11 protein-coding genes are annotated in these 16,893 nt (G+C 70.4%); 8 read left to right on the top strand and 3 right to left on the bottom strand.

Going from position 1 to position 16,893, the window contains the following annotated elements:
- The first annotated feature begins 28 nt into the window (after positions 1–28).
- The 4 genes from ACF07B_RS39500 to ACF07B_RS39485 are packed head-to-tail and all read left to right on the top strand — an operon-like array spanning position 29 to position 6,021.
- Complete coding sequence (locus ACF07B_RS39500) at positions 29–1,249, top strand: hypothetical protein (protein WP_328664005.1); 1,221 nt, start codon at positions 29–31, stop codon at positions 1,247–1,249.
- Complete coding sequence (locus ACF07B_RS39495; RefSeq protein WP_392182478.1) at positions 1,246–3,117, top strand: aminotransferase class I/II-fold pyridoxal phosphate-dependent enzyme; 1,872 nt, start codon at positions 1,246–1,248, stop codon at positions 3,115–3,117. The genes ACF07B_RS39500 and ACF07B_RS39495 overlap by 4 nt, the downstream gene beginning before the upstream one ends.
- Complete coding sequence (locus tag ACF07B_RS39490) at positions 3,107–4,972, top strand: DUF4910 domain-containing protein (RefSeq protein WP_392182477.1); 1,866 nt, start codon at positions 3,107–3,109, stop codon at positions 4,970–4,972. The genes ACF07B_RS39495 and ACF07B_RS39490 overlap by 11 nt, the downstream gene beginning before the upstream one ends.
- Complete coding sequence (locus tag ACF07B_RS39485; protein WP_392182476.1) at positions 4,969–6,021, top strand: GNAT family N-acetyltransferase; 1,053 nt, start codon at positions 4,969–4,971, stop codon at positions 6,019–6,021. Before ACF07B_RS39490 ends, ACF07B_RS39485 begins: the two co-directional genes overlap by 4 nt.
- Before the next feature lie 296 nt (positions 6,022–6,317).
- Here ACF07B_RS39485 and ACF07B_RS39480 read toward each other — a convergent pair whose 3' ends face one another.
- Together ACF07B_RS39480 and ACF07B_RS39475 are read right to left on the bottom strand one after the other, a co-directional pair.
- Positions 6,318–6,935 (bottom strand): VOC family protein, encoded by a 618-nt coding sequence (locus tag ACF07B_RS39480; protein WP_392182475.1) that lies wholly within the window; start codon positions 6,933–6,935, stop codon positions 6,318–6,320.
- Positions 6,936–7,074: 139 nt separating this feature from the next.
- Positions 7,075–7,623: a hypothetical protein gene (locus tag ACF07B_RS39475; protein ID WP_392182474.1), complete on the bottom strand. Its 549-nt coding sequence runs from the start codon at positions 7,621–7,623 to the stop codon at positions 7,075–7,077.
- Between the two features lie 213 nt (positions 7,624–7,836).
- On the opposite strand from ACF07B_RS39475, the gene ACF07B_RS39470 reads away from it, so the two are divergent.
- The 3 genes from ACF07B_RS39470 (at position 7,837) to ACF07B_RS39460 (ending at position 11,403) form a co-directional block, all read left to right on the top strand.
- Entirely contained in the window at positions 7,837–8,862 is a 1,026-nt protein-coding gene (locus ACF07B_RS39470) for an alcohol dehydrogenase (protein ID WP_392182473.1), read from the top strand.
- A gap of 187 nt (positions 8,863–9,049) precedes the next feature.
- Positions 9,050–10,639: a molybdopterin-dependent oxidoreductase gene (locus ACF07B_RS39465; RefSeq protein WP_392182472.1), complete on the top strand. Its 1,590-nt coding sequence runs from the start codon at positions 9,050–9,052 to the stop codon at positions 10,637–10,639.
- 101 nt (positions 10,640–10,740) lie between these two features.
- Positions 10,741–11,403 carry a fasciclin domain-containing protein gene (locus ACF07B_RS39460; RefSeq protein WP_392182471.1) on the top strand — a complete coding sequence of 221 codons (663 nt, stop codon included), beginning with the start codon at positions 10,741–10,743 and terminating at the stop codon, positions 11,401–11,403.
- A gap of 109 nt (positions 11,404–11,512) precedes the next feature.
- Here ACF07B_RS39460 and ACF07B_RS39455 read toward each other — a convergent pair whose 3' ends face one another.
- Positions 11,513–12,139 carry an HD domain-containing protein gene (locus tag ACF07B_RS39455; protein ID WP_392182470.1) on the bottom strand — a complete coding sequence of 209 codons (627 nt, stop codon included), beginning with the start codon at positions 12,137–12,139 and terminating at the stop codon, positions 11,513–11,515.
- A gap of 450 nt (positions 12,140–12,589) precedes the next feature.
- Between ACF07B_RS39455 and ACF07B_RS39450 the strand changes: the two genes are divergently transcribed.
- Positions 12,590–16,864 carry a discoidin domain-containing protein gene (locus ACF07B_RS39450; RefSeq protein ID WP_392182469.1) on the top strand — a complete coding sequence of 1,425 codons (4,275 nt, stop codon included), beginning with the start codon at positions 12,590–12,592 and terminating at the stop codon, positions 16,862–16,864.
- Positions 16,865–16,893 lie beyond the last annotated feature (29 nt).

Here is a 16,893-nt window from a genome sequence, read left to right as displayed (position 1 = left end):
GGAACCTCACGACACGATGGGAGAACCCGTGAGCACGGTCGTGTTCCGCAACAAGACCGGTGGTTCGGAGACCCTGCACGCGACACCGGGACAGCGCCTCCTGGACGTGCTGCGCCTCCACGGAATCCCGGCGAACGCCGTGCTCGCCCATCGCGACGGGGAGGTGATCCCCGAGGCGACGGCCGTCGTCGGCACCGACGACGTCATCGAGGTGCGCCAGGTGCGCCACTACGACCTCGACGTCCTGCGCCGGCCCAAGGAGCACGTGTACGCCGCGCCCGACCCCGTCTACACCAAATCCGTTCTCTTCGACCACGGCGGCACTCTGGAGCGGCGCACCGAACAGTTCACCGCAGAGACCTTCGTGACGTACGTGGAGGAGACGTTCGTCCAGAGCATCGCCGCCGGTGCCACCATGCGGGCGGGGGACCGGGTCGTCATCGGTCTGTCCGGCGGACGTGACAGTGTCGCCTACCTCAAGCTCCTCGAACGCACCCGCGGCCGGTGGCCCGAGGTCGACATGACCGCGGTGACCATCACCGGACTGCCCGACTGGGACGAGCCCGCCACCTTCCGGACCGCTCTGGACGCCTGCTCCGGACTCGGCGTGGACCACGTCATCGTCACCGCCGACGACGTGGCCGAGGTGTTCAAACTCCGCGAGCCCTTCGTGGACGTCATGAACAAGGTCGTCGCCGGCGAGCACCGCAACATGAACATGGTCATCGGCCACCAGGTGCTGCGCCGCATGCTCGAACAGGAAGCCGAACGCCGGGGCGCCCCCGTCGTCGCGTTCGGCTTCAACGCCGACGACCTGGTGGCCAGCATGGTCACCTGGTTCACCACCGGCTACCGCATGGGCGGCATCCCGGTCCGTGAACTCGGCTCCCTCCGTTACGTGTTCCCGCTGTACCGCATCACCAAGAAGGAACTCACCCTCTACCTGGAGCTCGTCGCACCCGGCCTCAACCGGCAGGGAGCCCCCGGCCGGTTCACCACCGGCTCCGACGAACGCTCCCTCGCCTACGCCGTGGCCGACCACCTCTACGACCTGTGGCCGGGCATCGACTACTACCTCTTCAACGCCTTCGAGAACGTCCAGCGCACGCTGCTGCCCCTGGTCGACGACCTCTGCCGCGTCTGCGGGGGCCGGTACGTGCTCCAGGAGGGCGTGGCCAACCCCGCGGGCCTGTGCGACGTGTGCGGATTCCTGCACCGACAGGAGGCGTTGCGGGCGGACGCCGTATGAGCGATGCCCGCCGCCAGGACGGTCCTCCTTGGTATCTCACCTTCTTCGGGGAGGACTTCTGGACCGTCGCGGACCATGAGTACACGCCCGAACGCACGGCGGCGGAGACCGGCTACCTCGCCGACGTCCTGGACGCCTCGGCTCCCGGCCGCCGCGTCCTCGACCTCGGCTGCGGCACCGGCCGACACGCTGTCGCCCTCGCCGCACGGGAGTTCAGCGTCACCGGCATCGACGCCGGTGAGTGGGCACTGGGGCGCGCCGCGGCCGAGGCCGCCGCCGCGGGTGTCCGGGTCGACTGGATACGCCTCGACCTGCTGCGCGAACTGCCGTGGCCCGTCGGTGAGTTCGACGCCGTCGTCTGCGTCCAGTCGTTCGGGTGGGGGAGCGACGCCCAGCAACTGCGACTGCTCCAGGAAGTCCGCCGGGTCCTCGTCCCGGGCGGACTGCTGATCCTCGACCACTCCAGCGTGCTGGCCATCGCCGGAAACTACGTACCGGAAGCCACCTTCGAGACAAAGGGACTGCGCGCCGACTTCCGCCGTGCCTACCGTGTGGCCTCCGGCCGCAGCACCGGTGAGATCGAGATACGGCGGGGCGACGCGGAGCCGGTGGTCGTCCACGACGACGTCCGGATGTACCAGCCGGCCGAGGTGCGCGACCTGCTGACCCGCGCCGGCTTCACCGTCGAGCGCGTCGACGCGGACTTCGCCGTCGGCCGCGAGCCCGCCCCGACGACGCGCTACGTCCAGTTCGTCGCCCGGAACGAGGGGGGCTCCGCGGGGGCGATCACCGCATGGGAGGGGAAGCGGGAACCCCACCCCTCGACGCTGGACCTGCGCTGGTCGCCGGACGAGTTCGCGTTCGTGCGACCGTGGGTCGACGGCGCCTTCCGGAGCGCGTACGACGACGGCGGCCTGGCCGAACTCGCGCGCGCCTACCCCCTGTCCGACCCCTACTCCGCGGACCTGGCCGCACCCGTACTCTCCGGGCACTTCGGGCTGGACCTCGCGCCCGGCATGGTGACCGCGGGGGCGGGTGCCACCGGTCTGCTGCACGCGTGCGCGGCACTGGCCGTGCCCGGACCGGTGCTGCGTCTGGCCGGCGGCCACCCGGACCTGCCGCGCTGGGCCGCCCGCCTCGGCGCCCGGACGATCACCACCCGGTTCGAGGACCTGACCGCCGACCTCGACCGCCATACCCCCTCGGTCCTCGTACTGGACCGGCCCACGATCACCGGTGACCTCTTCGGCAGGGAACGGCTGGAGGAGATCACCGAGGCCGCCCGCGCGTGCGGCACGACCGTCGTCCTGGACGAGGCGTACGCCGTGTACGCCGGACCGGACGCGAGCTGTGTCCCGGCGGTCGCCGGGCACCCCAACCTGATCGTGCTGCGCAGCATGTCGAAGGGGTACTGCTGTGGCGGATTGCGGGTCGGATTCGCCTTCGCCGCGACCGAGTTGACCCAGCGGCTGCGTGAGATCGCACCGCCCCTCGGCGCCGGCGGCGCGGGTCTCGCCGTCGCCGTACGTCTCCTGGCGCGGGGCGACATCTTCGCCGCGCTGCGGACCAGGATCGCCGAGGTGAAGCCGGTGGTGGCCAGGACACTGCGGCGGACCGGCCTCGAGGTCACCGAAGGGGCCGACTGTCTGCCGTGGGTGACGGTCGACGGGGACCCGGGCGCGAGCCTGGTGTGGGAGAAGCACGGGGTACGGGTGAAGGAGATCGGTGTCGGCGAGGCCGCGGTCGGCGGGAGGCCGGGTGAGGCTGCCGGCGTCGGCCGTCATGACAGCCCGCTGTACAAGATCGCCGTCCCCCTCTCCGAAGCCCGTCTGACCGCCTTCCGCGAGGCGTTCGCCGATGCCGGGTAGCCTCACCGACCTCGTCGCCGGGATCCATCACGGCATCGACGCCGACGAGGCGATGTGCTGGGTCGCCCGGCTCACCGAATGGGACCGCTACCAGGGGTCGACGGGCATCGCCGCCGCGGCCGACTTCGTGGCGGGCGAGGCCGAACGCGCCGGACTCGCCGGGGTGGAGATCCTGAACTTCCCCGCCGACGGCCGTACTTCGTGGTGGACGTTCACCGCGCCCATGTCGTGGACCCCGCGCTCCGCGAACCTGTCGGTCCCCGGCCGGACCGCCCTGGTCGACTATCCGGCCCAGCCGTACACCCTCGCCGCGCACTCGGCCGCCGCGCACGGTGAAGCACCCCTCGTGCGCGCGCAGGACGAGGGCTGGCCGCCGGGCGCGGTGGTCCTGGTCCCGTCGATGGCGTGCCTCGACGGGAGGCTGTTCGCCCGGATGGGGCACGAGCGGGCGAGCGGCTTCTGCGTGACGACCGGCTCCGACCGGCCGGACGGGGCGGGCCGCGTCGAACTGCCGGGCGACAGCGCCCTGTTCGGATTGAGCGTGGTGCCCAGTCAGATGGAGGCGCTGCTGCGTGCCCACCGCCGGGGCGAACGTGCCCGCGTCGACGTCGACGTCGACACCACCCCCGCGCGGATGCCGGTCGTCGTCGCCCGCACCCCGGCGGGACCTGGCTCCGCGCCGATGCCCGACGCCTGCCTGATCACCGCACACCTGTGCCACCCCGCCCCCGGCGCCAACGACAACGCCTCCGGAGTCGCGGCCGCCCTCGCGGCCGGGCGGGTCCTGGCCGCGCGGCCCCTGCGCCGCCCCGTCCGGTTCCTCTGGGCACCGGAGTTCGTGGGACTCGCCGCCTACGTCCACCGGCTCGTGGAGGAGGGCCGGGGACCGCTGCCCATGATGGCGGTCGATCTCGACATGGTCGGCCAGGACCAACGGCGCTGCGGGGGACCGCTGATCGTCGAGCACAGCCCGGAATACCTGCCCCACTTCGCCAGCGCGCTGGTCGAGGCATGCGTCCGCGCGCTGCCACCCGCCGCGCACTCCTACAGCGGGGCCGTCGGCTGTGACGTGTGGGCGTGGCGTACGACCCCGTTCGTCGGCGCCTCCGACCACGCGGTCCTCGCCGACCGGGCCATCGGCTGCCCCGCCGTCCAACTCGGCCACTGGCCCGACCGGTTCAACCACTCCGGCGCCGACACCCTCGACAAGGTCGACCCGCAGGAACTGCGACGGTCCGCCGCGATCGCCGCGTCCGCGGCCGCCGTCGTCGCGACAGCCGGTGCCCACGAAGCCGACCTGCTCGCCCCCCTCCTCACCCGCTGGACGGCGCGCCGGATGACCGCCTGCCTGCCGCCCGACGACGATCCGTTCGCCGCCGCTCTGCTGAGCCGCCGTTGGCGGTACGGACGCGACGCGCTGGACACCCTGCGGCCGCTCGGCGCCGACCGAGCCGTCCTCGCACGCCAGGCAGACCTCCTGGCCGATCTGCACCACACCCTGTCGAAGGCCTGGGACGAGGTTCCTGCGGCAGCCCATGGCGGGCCGAGCCTGCACAGGTCCTGGCCGGGCCCCTTCAACCTCCGTGCCCTGATGGGAGCCGTGGACGAGACCGACCGGCAGTGGTTCCAGCGCCGGCTCGCCGACGACCGAGGCCGCTTCTACGCCTCCGCGATGGCCCTGGCCCAGAGCGTCGACGGAGTGTCCGGCACGGCGGGGGTGGTCCGAACCGCCCAGCTCGACGCGGGAATCCGCTGGGATCCGGGTTTCGGAGAACGTTTCCTGGCCGCGATGACGGGAGCGGGCTGGATCAAGGAAAAGGAAGGAGACGGGGCAGCGGGAGGGGATCAGGGTTGAGCGCGCGGCACATCACGGTCGATGTCACCGACCGCATCGATGAGGTCGATATCGTCCAATGGGAACAGGTGGCCACGGAGGGCATCGCGCCCGTCCACTACACCCCCGCCTATCTGCGCGCCTATCAGACAAGCCCGCTGAGCCCGTTCCTCGCGGCCCGCTACGTGACGGCGACCGAAGCGGGCCGCACGCTGGCCGTGCTGCCGTGTTACCTCCAGAAGCAGGGCGATCCGTACGGCTTCCTGCGCGCCGTCGGCATCGAGGACGCCGACGGCCCGGCGCTCCTCGGGCACAACTGGTACTGCTACGACACCCGCGTACCCGTACGCTCGACCGGCCCCGGACAACGCGCACGCGTTCTCGGGGCCGTGCTGGACGCGCTACGAGACCTCGCCGCCGCCGACGGCGCCCGGACCGCGGGACTCGTCAGTGTCCCCGAGGGCGACCCGGTCCTCGACGTCGCGCGGGACAAGGGGTGGCGGGTGGCACAGATCGTCACCCGGTTCCAACTCCCGCTGCACACCGGGGCGGGGGACGACTTCGGCTCGTACGACTCCTATCTCGCCACCCTCGGCGCCCGCACCCGGCGCACGATCCGCCAGTACCTGCGGCGCGCGGCGGACGCGGGCGTCACCACCGCCGTCGAGGCACCCCGCCCCGACTTCCTGCGCACGGTGGGCGACCTCACCCGCCGCACGGCAGCCAAGTACGGCAGCGCCGGAATGTATCCCGAGAGTGCCTTCACCGACTTCGTCATGGCCCTGGGCGACCACGCCCGTGTGGTCCGCGTCGACCGAGGCGACCGGACGCTGGCCGCCGCGGTCGTCCTCCTCGACGAGGAGCGCCTGCACATGTGGGCGGGCGGCACCAGCCACGCCACCCTCGACGGCTTCAGCCCCAACTACCTTCTGTGGGCGACGGAGATCCGTACGGCCATCGAAGGAGGGAAGCACTGGGTGGAGGGCGGCCGCAGCAACGCGCCCATGAAGACCCGCCACGGCATGAGGCCGCTGCGCCTCTACGCCTGCGTCGCCCCCTCCGGGGCCTGACCGGCGGGTCACGGCGTCGGTGTCGAAGGACTTGCCCAGCACCGCCGGCGGGGATCAAGGCCGGCTCCGGCAGGCCCGTCCTCGCTCCCGGCCCCGCTGACGCCGCGTAAGGGCCTGCCGGGCAGGCTCGCTGACCGGAACGCTCACCTTTCGGAATGCACCTGCGCCCAGTACTGCGCACCAGCAGATTCCGTGCCCGCACGTGTGTGACCGTGTCCGGGACCAGAATCGGTACGGACAGCGCCCGATCCAGCCCCACGTCGGCTGTCACAGGAGTTCTCGACAGGACGATGCGGTCACGACGGCGGTTCGGTCCCGGCCCGCTCGCGCACCATGTACTCGGCGTACCAGTCCGGCCAGTTCGGGTCCTCCGCACCGATGCGTGCCTCATGCTCCCCGTGCGCGGCCGCGGCGCGGCGCAGTGTGCTCGCCAGGTCCTCGGCGGAGGCGAACGTCGTGGTCGCGGGGTCGAGGCGTCCCGGGAGCCGGGTGGTGATCTCCTGCAGGAGCCAGCCGTTGCCGTCCGGGTCGCTGAAGGACAGGAACGAGCCGTAGCTCGTGCGCTGCGGATCCGGCCCCGGCAGCCGGGCGTCCGTTCCGGCGTGGTGGAAGACGCCGCCGGCGTCGTGGAACACCTCGCTCGGCTCGGCGCCGAGCCGTTTCAGCTCATCGTATGCGGCGTTGATGTCGTCCACGATCAGTTGCAGGCCCTGAGCCGAGCCCGGCGGCTGGGACGTGAGCGAGGTGCCGAAGATGACCGATGCCGGTGAGCCCGGCGGCGTCATCTGCACCACCCGGAAGTTGTCGTCGGGGGCGATGTCCGCGTCCAGCCTCCAGCCCAAACGCGTGTAGAAGCCCTTGGCCCGGTCGACGTCGGACACCGGCACCACCACGACTTCGAGTTTCATGTCCATGACTGACACTTCCTGCGCTCGTACAAGATGGGCGTGATCGTGGGCTCACGATGCTTGAACGGCGGCCCGGGAGCGACCGCACCCCCATCGGCAGGGAGCCGTGGCGCGCAGGGGCATCGGCCCGTGGCCGGCAGGCGGCTCACGGTCTCCGGCCGACGCCGCCGACACCGAGTCGGCTGAGCAGCCAGAAGGCGATCGCGGTGCCGGTGCCGTAGGCGACGTGCGCGCCGAAATCCCAGGCCAGGACCTTGGCGTCGTACTGCCAGATCGGCTTGTAGAGCCCTGCGACCGGCAAGGCGACGTAGTCACCGGCGAACACCGCGGCACCGAAAGGCACGCCGTACACGGGGGAGGGCCTGGGCAGTGATCCGGCCAGGATGCCGTAGGCCGCGCCGGCCGCTGAACCGTAGCCCCAGTGAGCGATGGTGCTCGTGAGCCAGGCGGAATCATCAGGAAGCCGGCGCTGGGTGAAGCCCTCGGCCACCCGCTTCGCCAACTGCCCCGGATCAGGGGCCTTCTCCCAGCTCTCGACCGGCGCGAATTCCCAGGCGAGCGGGCTGTCCGTCCCGCCTGCGCGACGGTACTTCAGGTAATGGACGGCATCCAGGCACACTGTCCCCACCGCCCCCGCCAGCAGGCCGGCCGTCACCGCCTCGAGGGGAGTCAGCGGAGTCCTTTGGGAGCGCATGACGCAATCTCCTCATCGGTGGGGGCCAGGAAGGAAGTCCGATGTTCCTCAGCGTCCGGACTGCGGTCGGGAGGCATCGAGCCCCCATCGAGTATCCGGCGGCCAGGACGTGCGCGCACGAGGAGACAGTCCGCGGCAGGACTCGGCGCGCGTCATCGCCCTCTACCTGTTGCCCTGGAACCAAGCCCTTGCATGCGTCCATCGGAGGGACCAATGAACAGCTACCGAGTCGCACAGGTGACGGCCCCGGGCGGAACCTTCGAGATCGTCGAGCGAGAGGTGCCGCAGCCCGGCCCCGGACACGTCAGAATCGCCGTGGAAGCGTGCGGTGTCTGCCACAGCGACGCCAGTTTCGTCGAGGGTCACCTGCCTGGTGTCTCGTTCCCGGAGGTGCCTGGACACGAGATCGCCGGGCGTATCGAGGAGCTGGGCGACGGGGTGCACGAGCGGGGGTGGCAGGTGGGCGACCGAGTGGCGGTCGGCTGGTTCGGCGGTAGCTGCGGCCACTGCGCACGCTGCCGCCGAGGCGACTTCATCGTCTGCGACAATCTGAAAGTCCCTGGCTGGGCCTACGACGGCGGCTTCGGCGACAAGATGATCGCGCCCGCCGACGCGCTCGCCGAAATACCCGACGATCTCGCGGCAACCGACGCGGGGCCCATGGCATGTGCCGGTGTGACCACGTTCAACGGATTGCGACGCAGCCCGGCTGAGCCCGGAGACCTCGTCGCCGTCCTTGGTCTGGGCGGCCTGGGGCACCTCGGCGTCCAGTACGCGTTCGCCCTCGGCTTCGAGACCGTGGCGATCGCCCGCGGCGCCGAGAAGGCGGAGTTCGCCAAGCGGCTGGGTGCCCACCACTACATCGACAGCACCTCGGACGTCCCGGTCGCGGAGGCGCTGCAGGCCCTCGGCGGTGCGAGGACCGTGCTGGCCACTGCCGGAAATTCCCAGGCCATCAGTGCGACCGTGGAAGGCCTGACACCGCGAGGTGAGCTGGTGGTCATCGGAGCGGATCCCTCACCGATGAGCATCGCCCCCGCCCAATTGCTTCTCAGTGGCCGTGTCGTCCGCGGCCATCCGTCCGGCACTTCGCAGGACGTGGAAGACACCATGGCCTTCAGCGTCCTGCATGGCATCCGGCCGATGACCGAGACCGTACCGCTGGACCACGCCGATGAGGCTTTCCAGAAGATGCTCTCCGGAGCCGCCCGCTTCCGGATGGTGCTCACACCTGGCTGACTCCGCTCAGCGAGCGGGACGGTGGTGACCGGCGGCGCCGCAACGGTCTGATCCGTTGCCGCGCGCGGGGTGGATGGGTGGGAGATCCCTTTTCATCCGATCGGGTGGGTGGGCCAATCCGCCCGGTGGGCAGGACCGGATTCCCCATGTGAGGGATGAAGAGAGGGACCAGCGAGTACGGCCGGGCATGGCGCGTTCGGCGCTGGGCGCGCTGAGCGGGGCACTGGCCGCGTTCGCCGCACTGGCGGTGGCCGAACTGGCCGCCGCGGCGGTGCGTCCGCGGTCCAGTCCGGTCATCGCGGTGGGCGGCGCGTCCATCGACGCGACACCCGCTCCGGTGAAGGACTGGGCGATCCGCCACTTCGGTACCGACGACAAGCTCGTGCTGCAACTCGGCATCCTCGCCGTGCTGGCCGTCTCGGCTCTGACGCTGGGCGTGCTGGCGGTGCGGTTTCGGCGGGTCGGAACCGCCGGGGTCCTTCTCTTCGGGGTCGTGGGCGCGGCGGCGGCCGTCAGCCGGCCCGACTCGGCAGGCGTCACCGACGCGATCCCCTCCGTCCTGGGGGCCCTGGCAGGGGCCCTGCTCCTGAGTGTGCTGGTGAGCCGCCTGACCACGGTGAGAAGGTCACCGGCTCCGGCCGTGTCCGGGACCGAGGATGCGGGAGACAGCTCGCCCGCCGGCGAGGGATGGGACCGACGGGGCTTCGTCCTGGCGGCCGCGTCCGCCGCGGCGGCCTCGGCCGCGGTGGGCGTGGCCGGCAGGTCACTGAACACCTCGCGCGGCCGGGACGCGGTCGCCTCACGAGGGAGGGTCGTGCTGCCGGCCCCTCGGTCACCGGCGCGACCGGTACCCGCAGGCGCCGGACCGCGCGTCCCCGGCGTCAGTCCCTTCCTCACCCCGAACGACGACTTCTACCGGGTGGACACCGCGCTGGTGGTGCCCAAGGTGGACGCCACCGGCTGGCGGCTGCGTATCCACGGCAGGGGTGTGAGCCGTCCGGCCACGTACGCGTTCGACGACCTGCTGCGCAGGGAGCTCATCGAGCGGGACATCACCCTGACCTGTGTCTCCAACGAGGTCGGCGGCCCCTATGTGGGCAACGCCCGCTGGACCGGTGTACGTCTGGCCGACCTGCTGGCCGAATGCGGGGTCAGGCCCCCGTCCCGGGGAGGTCCGGGGGACCAGTTGGTGGCGCGCTCGGTGGACGGCATGACGATCGGCAGCCCGGTCGAGCAACTCATGGACGGCCGTGACGCGATGCTCGCCCTCGGCATGAACGGCGAACCGCTGCCCTTCGAGCACGGTTTCCCGGCGCGGATGGTGGTCCCGGGCCTCTACGGATTCGTCTCGGCCTGCAAGTGGATCGAGGACATCGAGATCACCACCTTCGCTTCCTACGACCCTTACTGGGTCAAGCGTGGCTGGGCCCGCAGGGCGCCGATCAAGACCGGGTCGCGTATCGACACGCCCAAGCCCTTCGCCCGGCCCAAGTCCGGCACGGTGATGATCGCCGGCGTCGCCTGGGCCCAGCACCGGGGCATCGACAAGGTCGAAGTCCGCGTCGACGACGGCCCCTGGCAGATGGCCCACCTGGCCGCGGAGGACACCCGCGACACCTGGCGCCAGTGGTCGATGCCCTGGCGGGCCACCCGGGGCGGCCACACCCTCACCGTCCGCGCGACCGACCGCACCGGCGCCGTGCAGACAGACAGACGCACCCGCACCCTTCCCGACGGCGCGAGCGGACGGCACTCCGTCGTCGTCACCGTCGAGTAAGCCACGCCCGCCCCATGACAGGGCGGTGTGCCCTTCCGAACCACTCTTCCGCGCAACCCGAACGCAGCCGCATCGTGCTGCATTTCCCACAGGAGAACATGATGAACACGCGTATCCGCCGTACCACCGGCCTTCTCGCCGCGGCGGCCGTACTGCCCCTGGCCCTGACCGCCTGCTCCAACGGCAGCAGTGACGCGGACACGTCCGATTCCGCCAGTACGGCGGCGGCTCCGGCGACAACGGGCAGTGACGACACGGCCGGCTCGGGCAGCAGCGCGAGCAGCATGGACCAGCCGTTCGGCCCGGCCTGCTTCGCCGTTCCGAAGGACGGCGCAGGCTCCTTCGACGGCATGGCGAAGGACCCGGTCGCCACCGCCGCCTCTCACAACCCGGCACTCTCCACGCTGGTGACGGCGGTGCAGAAGGCGGGCCTGGTCGACACTCTCAACAACGCGCAGAACATCACCGTGTTCGCGCCGACGAACGACGCCTTCGCCAAGATCCCGAAGGCGACTCTGGACAAGGTCCTCAACGACAAGGCCCAGCTGACGAAGATCCTCACCTACCACGTCGTCGGCCAGAAGCTGACGCCGAAGGACCTGGAGGACGGCTCCTTCACCACCCTGGAGAAGTCGAAGATCACGACGTCCGGTTCGGGCGAGTCCTACACGGTCAACGACTCCGCCAAGGTCGTCTGCGGCAACGTGAAAACCGCGAACGCCAACGTGTACATCATCGACACAGTCCTGATGCCCAAGGGCTGACCTGTGATCCTGTGGGCTGGTCCGCGGGCCTCAAGAGCCCCCGGACCAGCCCTCTCGGATCGCGTTCACGCGTCAGGGGAACAGGACTCGCCGGACCGCGTCCCGCGGGTCAACCGGCCGGGCGGTCCAGCGGGTTCGCCCGGACGCGCTCGGCGAGGCCGCCGCGGACCGCCGCGGCCGGAGAGCTCTGCGGCTTGCGGGCGGCCTGGTCGCGGAAACAGGCCAGGAACTCCTCCGAGAGCCCCGCGCGCGGGTACCGGGCCAGCACGTCCGCCTGGAACCCCGCGCTGAAGTCGTCCAGGTGCCGCCCCGAGATGTCCACGCCGGTGGCCCGCTCCAGCAGATGTCCCTCCGGATCCTCCCGCACGTCCACCGCGTCCCACATGTGCCGGACGATCACTTCCGACAGCCGCTGCCGGCGCTCCGCCGGCCACCCCGCGCCCGCCGCGAACACCCAGGCCACCTGCCCGCCGGCCACGTCGAAGTCGACCGTGTGACTGTCGAACTCCGCCACCAGCCCGATGTCGTGGAGCAGCGCGGACACGTACAGGAGCTCCGCATCGTGCTCGATGCCCCGCTGCGCCGCGTACGCGGAGGCCCACACATAGGACCGCGCCGAGTGATTGAGCAGTGCCGGGGAGCAGTACGCGGTGGCGACTTCGAGGGCGGCCGCGCACGCGGCGGTGTCGGGGGCGACGGGTACGGTCAGGCCGCCATGGGCGTGGTGAACAGTCATGCCGCCGAGTATGCCTCCGCGTCCGCTCCTCACCGCCCCCATCAGCGACTTCCGGGCACCCGGTGCCGTGGTCGGCTGCCGTATCGCTGCGCACTTCACGCAAGAACTTGCGCGAATTGCGCTCGCTTGCATTGCTGCTCCTCTTGGCCTGCCGAGCCTCATGAATTGCCCCATCCGTGGGTTCGGTGAGGGTCCTCGGCGGGTTCCTGCCGTTGATGCGCGGGTGTTGATGGTGAAACTTGTGGCGTCCTGACGGTAGACGCACTCTCAGTGCTCTGCAATATTGCGATGAAACAACGCAAGAAGCTGCGCACGAGTCCCCGTCGGGTATTTCGCATGCCCGTGCAGCCCACCCTTGCCGTTCGTCCCACCGCGCCACCGCTCTGCCCAGGAACGAGCCGACTCCGCCGCCCCTCCGGCGCGCGAACCTCCGCAGGGAGTGAACCCCGCATGACTCCACACAAGCCGAGATCCTGGAGAAGCCGCGCAGCGACCGCCGCGCTGGCTTCCCTCGTCATGGTTCTGGGCCTGCCCGCCGTCGGCGCCCACGCGGCCGGCGGCCCCAACGCCGCCGCGGACGCCGTCACCAGGGCCGGCAGCGCCCGCGGCGCCCACACGGCCGTCAAGGTCACCGACGGTGACGCCGACACCTATTGGCAGGCGGGAAAGAAGTCGGCCCAGTGGGTGCAGACCGACCTGGGGCGGACCAAGCGTGTCCGCCAGGTCGTCCTGCGGCTGCCCGAGCACTGGCAGACCCGCAAGCAGACGCTGGCCCTTCAGGGCAGCGCCGACGGAAAGAGCTTCGCCACGCTCAAGTCGTCGGCGCAGTACGTCTTCAGCCCCGGCAACGGCAACACGGTGAAGGTCTCCTTCCCCGCGACCCTCGCCCGGTACGTACGGGCCGACTTCAGCGGCAACTCGGTGGCGTCCACGGCCCAGCTCGCCGAGATGCAGGTCCTCACGGCCGCCGCCTCGACCCCCAACCTCGCGCAGGGCAAGCCCTTCAGCGAGAGCGGGCACGCCGATGTGTACCCCGCCGCCAACGCCGGTGACGGCAACCGGAACACCTACTGGGAATCCACCAACAACGCCTTCCCGCAGTGGCTCCAGGTCGACCTCGGCTCGTCGGTCAAGGTGAACCAGGTGACCCTGCGGCTGCCCTCCGGCTGGCCCGGCCGCAGCCAGACCCTGAAGGTCCAGGGCTCCACCGACAACCAGAACTTCACCGACCTGACGGCCTCGAAGGCGTACACCTTCGACAGCTCAGGCGACCAGTCGGCGACCATCGCCCTGGATACCGTCACGACGCGGTACGTGCGCGTGCTGTTCACCGCCAACACCGCCTGGCCCGCAGGACAGTTGTCCGAGCTGGAGGTCTACGGGCCGGCCACGGGCGACACCCAGGCGCCGACCGCGCCGTCGAACCTGGGCTACACCGAGCCGGCCACCGGGCAGATCAGGCTGACCTGGAGCGCGGCGAGCGACGACACGGCCGTCACCGGCTACGACATCTACGCCAACGGCCAGTTGCGGGCGAGCGTGGCCGGGAACGTCCTGACGTACACCGACACACAGCCGGCCGGCAGCGCCGTCACGTACTTCGTGCGGGCCAAGGACGCCGCGGGCAACGTCTCCTCCAACAGCAACAGCGTCACCCGCCCGGCGTCGGGCGGCGACACCCAGGCTCCCACGGCGCCCGGCAATCTCGCCTACACGCAGTCCGGCAGCGATGTGAAGCTCACCTGGCAGGCGTCGAGCGACAACGTGAAGGTCACCGGCTACGACGTCTACGCCAACGGCCAGCTCGCCCAGTCCGTGGCGGGCGACGTCACGACCTACACCGACACCCCGGCGGCGACGGCCACCGTCATCTACTACGTGAAGGCGAAGGACGCCGCCGGGAACGTGTCGGCGGCCAGTAACAGTGTCACCAGGACCGGCTCGACGGGCTCCGGATCCAACCTCGCCGAGGGCAAGCCCATCGAGGCGTCCTCCTCCACCTTCACCTATGTCGCCGCCAACGCCAACGACGGCCAGGTCGGCACCTATTGGGAGAGCGCGGGCGGTTCCTACCCGGCGACCCTCACCACCAAGCTGGGGGCCAACGCCGACCTCGGCCAGGTCGTCGTCAAGCTCAACCCGGACGCCGCCTGGTCGACCCGGACCCAGAACATCCAGGTGCTCGGCCGTGACCAGGACGCGACGGCCTTCACCAGCCTCGTCGCGGCGAAGGACTACACGTTCAACCCGGCCGGCGGCAACAGCGTGACCATCCCGGTCTCCGGCACCGCCGCCGACATCCAGCTCAGGTTCACGTCCAACTCCGGTGCCCCGGGCGCGCAGGTCGCCGAGTTCCAGGTGATCGGCACCCCGGCCGCCAACCCCGACCTCAAGGTCACCGGCATCACCAACACGCCCGCGGCCCCGGTCGAGTCGGACGCCATCAGCCTGACGGCGACCGTCACCAACAGCGGGACCAAGGCGTCCAAGGCCACCGACCTCGGCTTCACCCTCGGCGGCACCAAGGTCGCCACGGCCGATGTCCCGGCACTCGCGGCCGGTGAGACGAAGACGGTCACCGCGAGCATCGGGGCCCGGGACGCGGGCAGTTACCCGGTCGGCGCCGAGGTGGACCCGTCGAACAAGGTGATCGAGCAGAACGAGGCGAACAACACCTTCACCCGCTCCGACGCCCTCGTCGTCAAGCCCGTCTCCAGCTCCGACCTCCTGGCCGCACCGGTCTCCTGGAGCCCCTCCAGCGCCTCGGCGGGCGACGAGGTCAAGTTCACCGTCGCGATCAAGAACCAGGGCACGGTGGCCTCCGCCTCCGGCAGCCACGGCGTCACCCTCACGATCCAGGACTCCAAGGGCGCCACGGTCAAGACGCTCAGCGGCTCCTACGACGGTGCCATCACCGTGGGCCAGACGACGGCGCCGGTCGCCCTCGGCTCGTGGACGGCGGTCAACGGCAAGTACACCGTCAAGACGGTCATCGCCGACGACACCAACGAACTCCCGGTCAAGCGGACCAACAACACCACCACGCAGGCCCTGTTCGTCGGCCGCGGCGCCGACATGCCGTACGACATGTACGAGGCGGAGGACGGCACCCTCGGCGGCGGTGCCAAGGTCGTCGGACCGAACCGGACCGTCGGTGATGTCGCCGGCGAGGCGAGCGGCCGCAAGGCGGTGACCCTCAACGGGGCCGGCCAATACGTCGAATGGACCACCCGGGCGGCCACCAACACCCTGGTGACCCGCTTCTCGGTCCCCGACGGCACCACGACGACGCTCGACGTCTACGTGGACGGCCAGTTCCTCAAGGCGATCGACCTCACCTCCAAGTACGCCTGGCTCTACGGCAGTGAGACCGCGCCCGGCAACTCGCCCGGCTCCGGAGCGCCTCGGCACATCTACGACGAGGCGAGCCTGCAACTCGGCAGGACCGTCCCGGCCGGATCCAGGATCCGGCTCCAGAAGGACGCGGCCAACTCCTCCACGTACGCCATCGACTTCGTCAACACCGAGCAGGCGACGGCGGCCGCCAACCCGGACCCGGCCGCGTACGCGGTCCCGACCGGATTCACCCACCAGGACGTGCAGAACGCCCTCGACAAGGTCCGCATGGACACCACGGGTCAGCTGGCCGGGGTCTACCTGCCCGCCGGTGACTACGAGACGTCCAGCAAGTTCCAGGTCTACGGCAAGGCGGTCAAGGTCGTCGGGGCCGGGCCCTGGTTCACCCGCTTCCACGCCCCCGCCTCGCAGGAGAACACCGACATCGGGTTCCGGGCCGAGGCGAGCGCCAAGGGTTCGACCTTCGCCGGCTTCACCTACCTCGGCAACTACACGTCCCGGATCGACGGCCCGGGCAAGGTGTTCGACTTCTCCAACGTCTCCGACATCACCATCGACAACATCTGGGTCGAGCACATGGTGTGCCTCTACTGGGGTGCCAACACCGACGGCATGACCATCAAGAACGCCCGCATCCGTGACACCTTCGCCGACGGCATCAACATGACGAACGGCTCCACGGACAACCACGTCGTCAACAACGACGCGCGGGCCACGGGCGACGACAGCTTCGCCCTCTTCTCGGCGATCGACGCGGGAGGCGCCGACGAGAAGAACAACCTCTACGAGAACCTGACCTCGACGCTCACCTGGAGAGCGGCCGGTATCGCCGTCTACGGCGGCTACGACAACACCTTCCGCAACCTCCGCGTCGCCGACACCCTCGTCTACTCCGGCGTCACGATCTCCTCGCTCGACTTCGGCTACCCGATGAACGGCTTCGGGACCGAGCCCACGACCATCGAGAACGTGTCCCTGGAGAGGACGGGCGGCCACTTCTGGGGCTCGCAGGTCTTCCCCGCCATCTGGGCGTTCTCCGCCTCCAAGGTCTTCCAGGGCATCCGGGTCAACGACGTCGACATCGACGACTCCACCTACGGAGGCGTCATGTTCCAGACCAACTATGTAGGCGGCCAGGCGCAGTTCCCGGTGAAGGACACGATCTTCACCGACATCTCCATCACCAACTCCAAGAAGAGCGGAGACGCCTTCGACGCCAAGTCCGGATTCGGTATCTGGGCCAACGAGTTGCCGGAGCCCGGCCAGGGCCCGGCAGTCGGCGAAGCCACCTTCCGCAACCTGCGGATGAGCGGCAACGCCCAGGACGTCCGCAACACGACCAGCACCTTCAGGATCAATATCGAGTAGGCGCCGGACGACACCGAGCGGTACGGGGC

It is taken from the genome of Streptomyces sp. NPDC015532 (genome assembly GCF_043078065.1).
Lineage (GTDB): Bacteria > Actinomycetota > Actinomycetes > Streptomycetales > Streptomycetaceae > Streptomyces.
Note: the sequence above shows the minus strand (reverse complement) of the source record. Positions and strands in the feature narration are given on the sequence as shown.

Coding starts and splice junctions, on each gene's coding strand:
- ACF07B_RS39470 (WP_392182473.1), top strand. CDS start 7,837: ATGAACAGCTACCGAGTCGCACAGGTGACGGCCCCGGGCGGAACCTTC.
- ACF07B_RS39450 (WP_392182469.1), top strand. CDS start 12,590: ATGACTCCACACAAGCCGAGATCCTGGAGAAGCCGCGCAGCGACCGCC.
- ACF07B_RS39490 (WP_392182477.1), top strand. CDS start 3,107: ATGCCGGGTAGCCTCACCGACCTCGTCGCCGGGATCCATCACGGCATC.
- ACF07B_RS39495 (WP_392182478.1), top strand. CDS start 1,246: ATGAGCGATGCCCGCCGCCAGGACGGTCCTCCTTGGTATCTCACCTTC.
- ACF07B_RS39465 (WP_392182472.1), top strand. CDS start 9,050: ATGGCGCGTTCGGCGCTGGGCGCGCTGAGCGGGGCACTGGCCGCGTTC.
- ACF07B_RS39475 (WP_392182474.1), bottom strand. CDS start 7,623: ATGCGCTCCCAAAGGACTCCGCTGACTCCCCTCGAGGCGGTGACGGCC.
- ACF07B_RS39460 (WP_392182471.1), top strand. CDS start 10,741: ATGAACACGCGTATCCGCCGTACCACCGGCCTTCTCGCCGCGGCGGCC.
- ACF07B_RS39480 (WP_392182475.1), bottom strand. CDS start 6,935: ATGGACATGAAACTCGAAGTCGTGGTGGTGCCGGTGTCCGACGTCGAC.
- ACF07B_RS39455 (WP_392182470.1), bottom strand. CDS start 12,139: ATGACTGTTCACCACGCCCATGGCGGCCTGACCGTACCCGTCGCCCCC.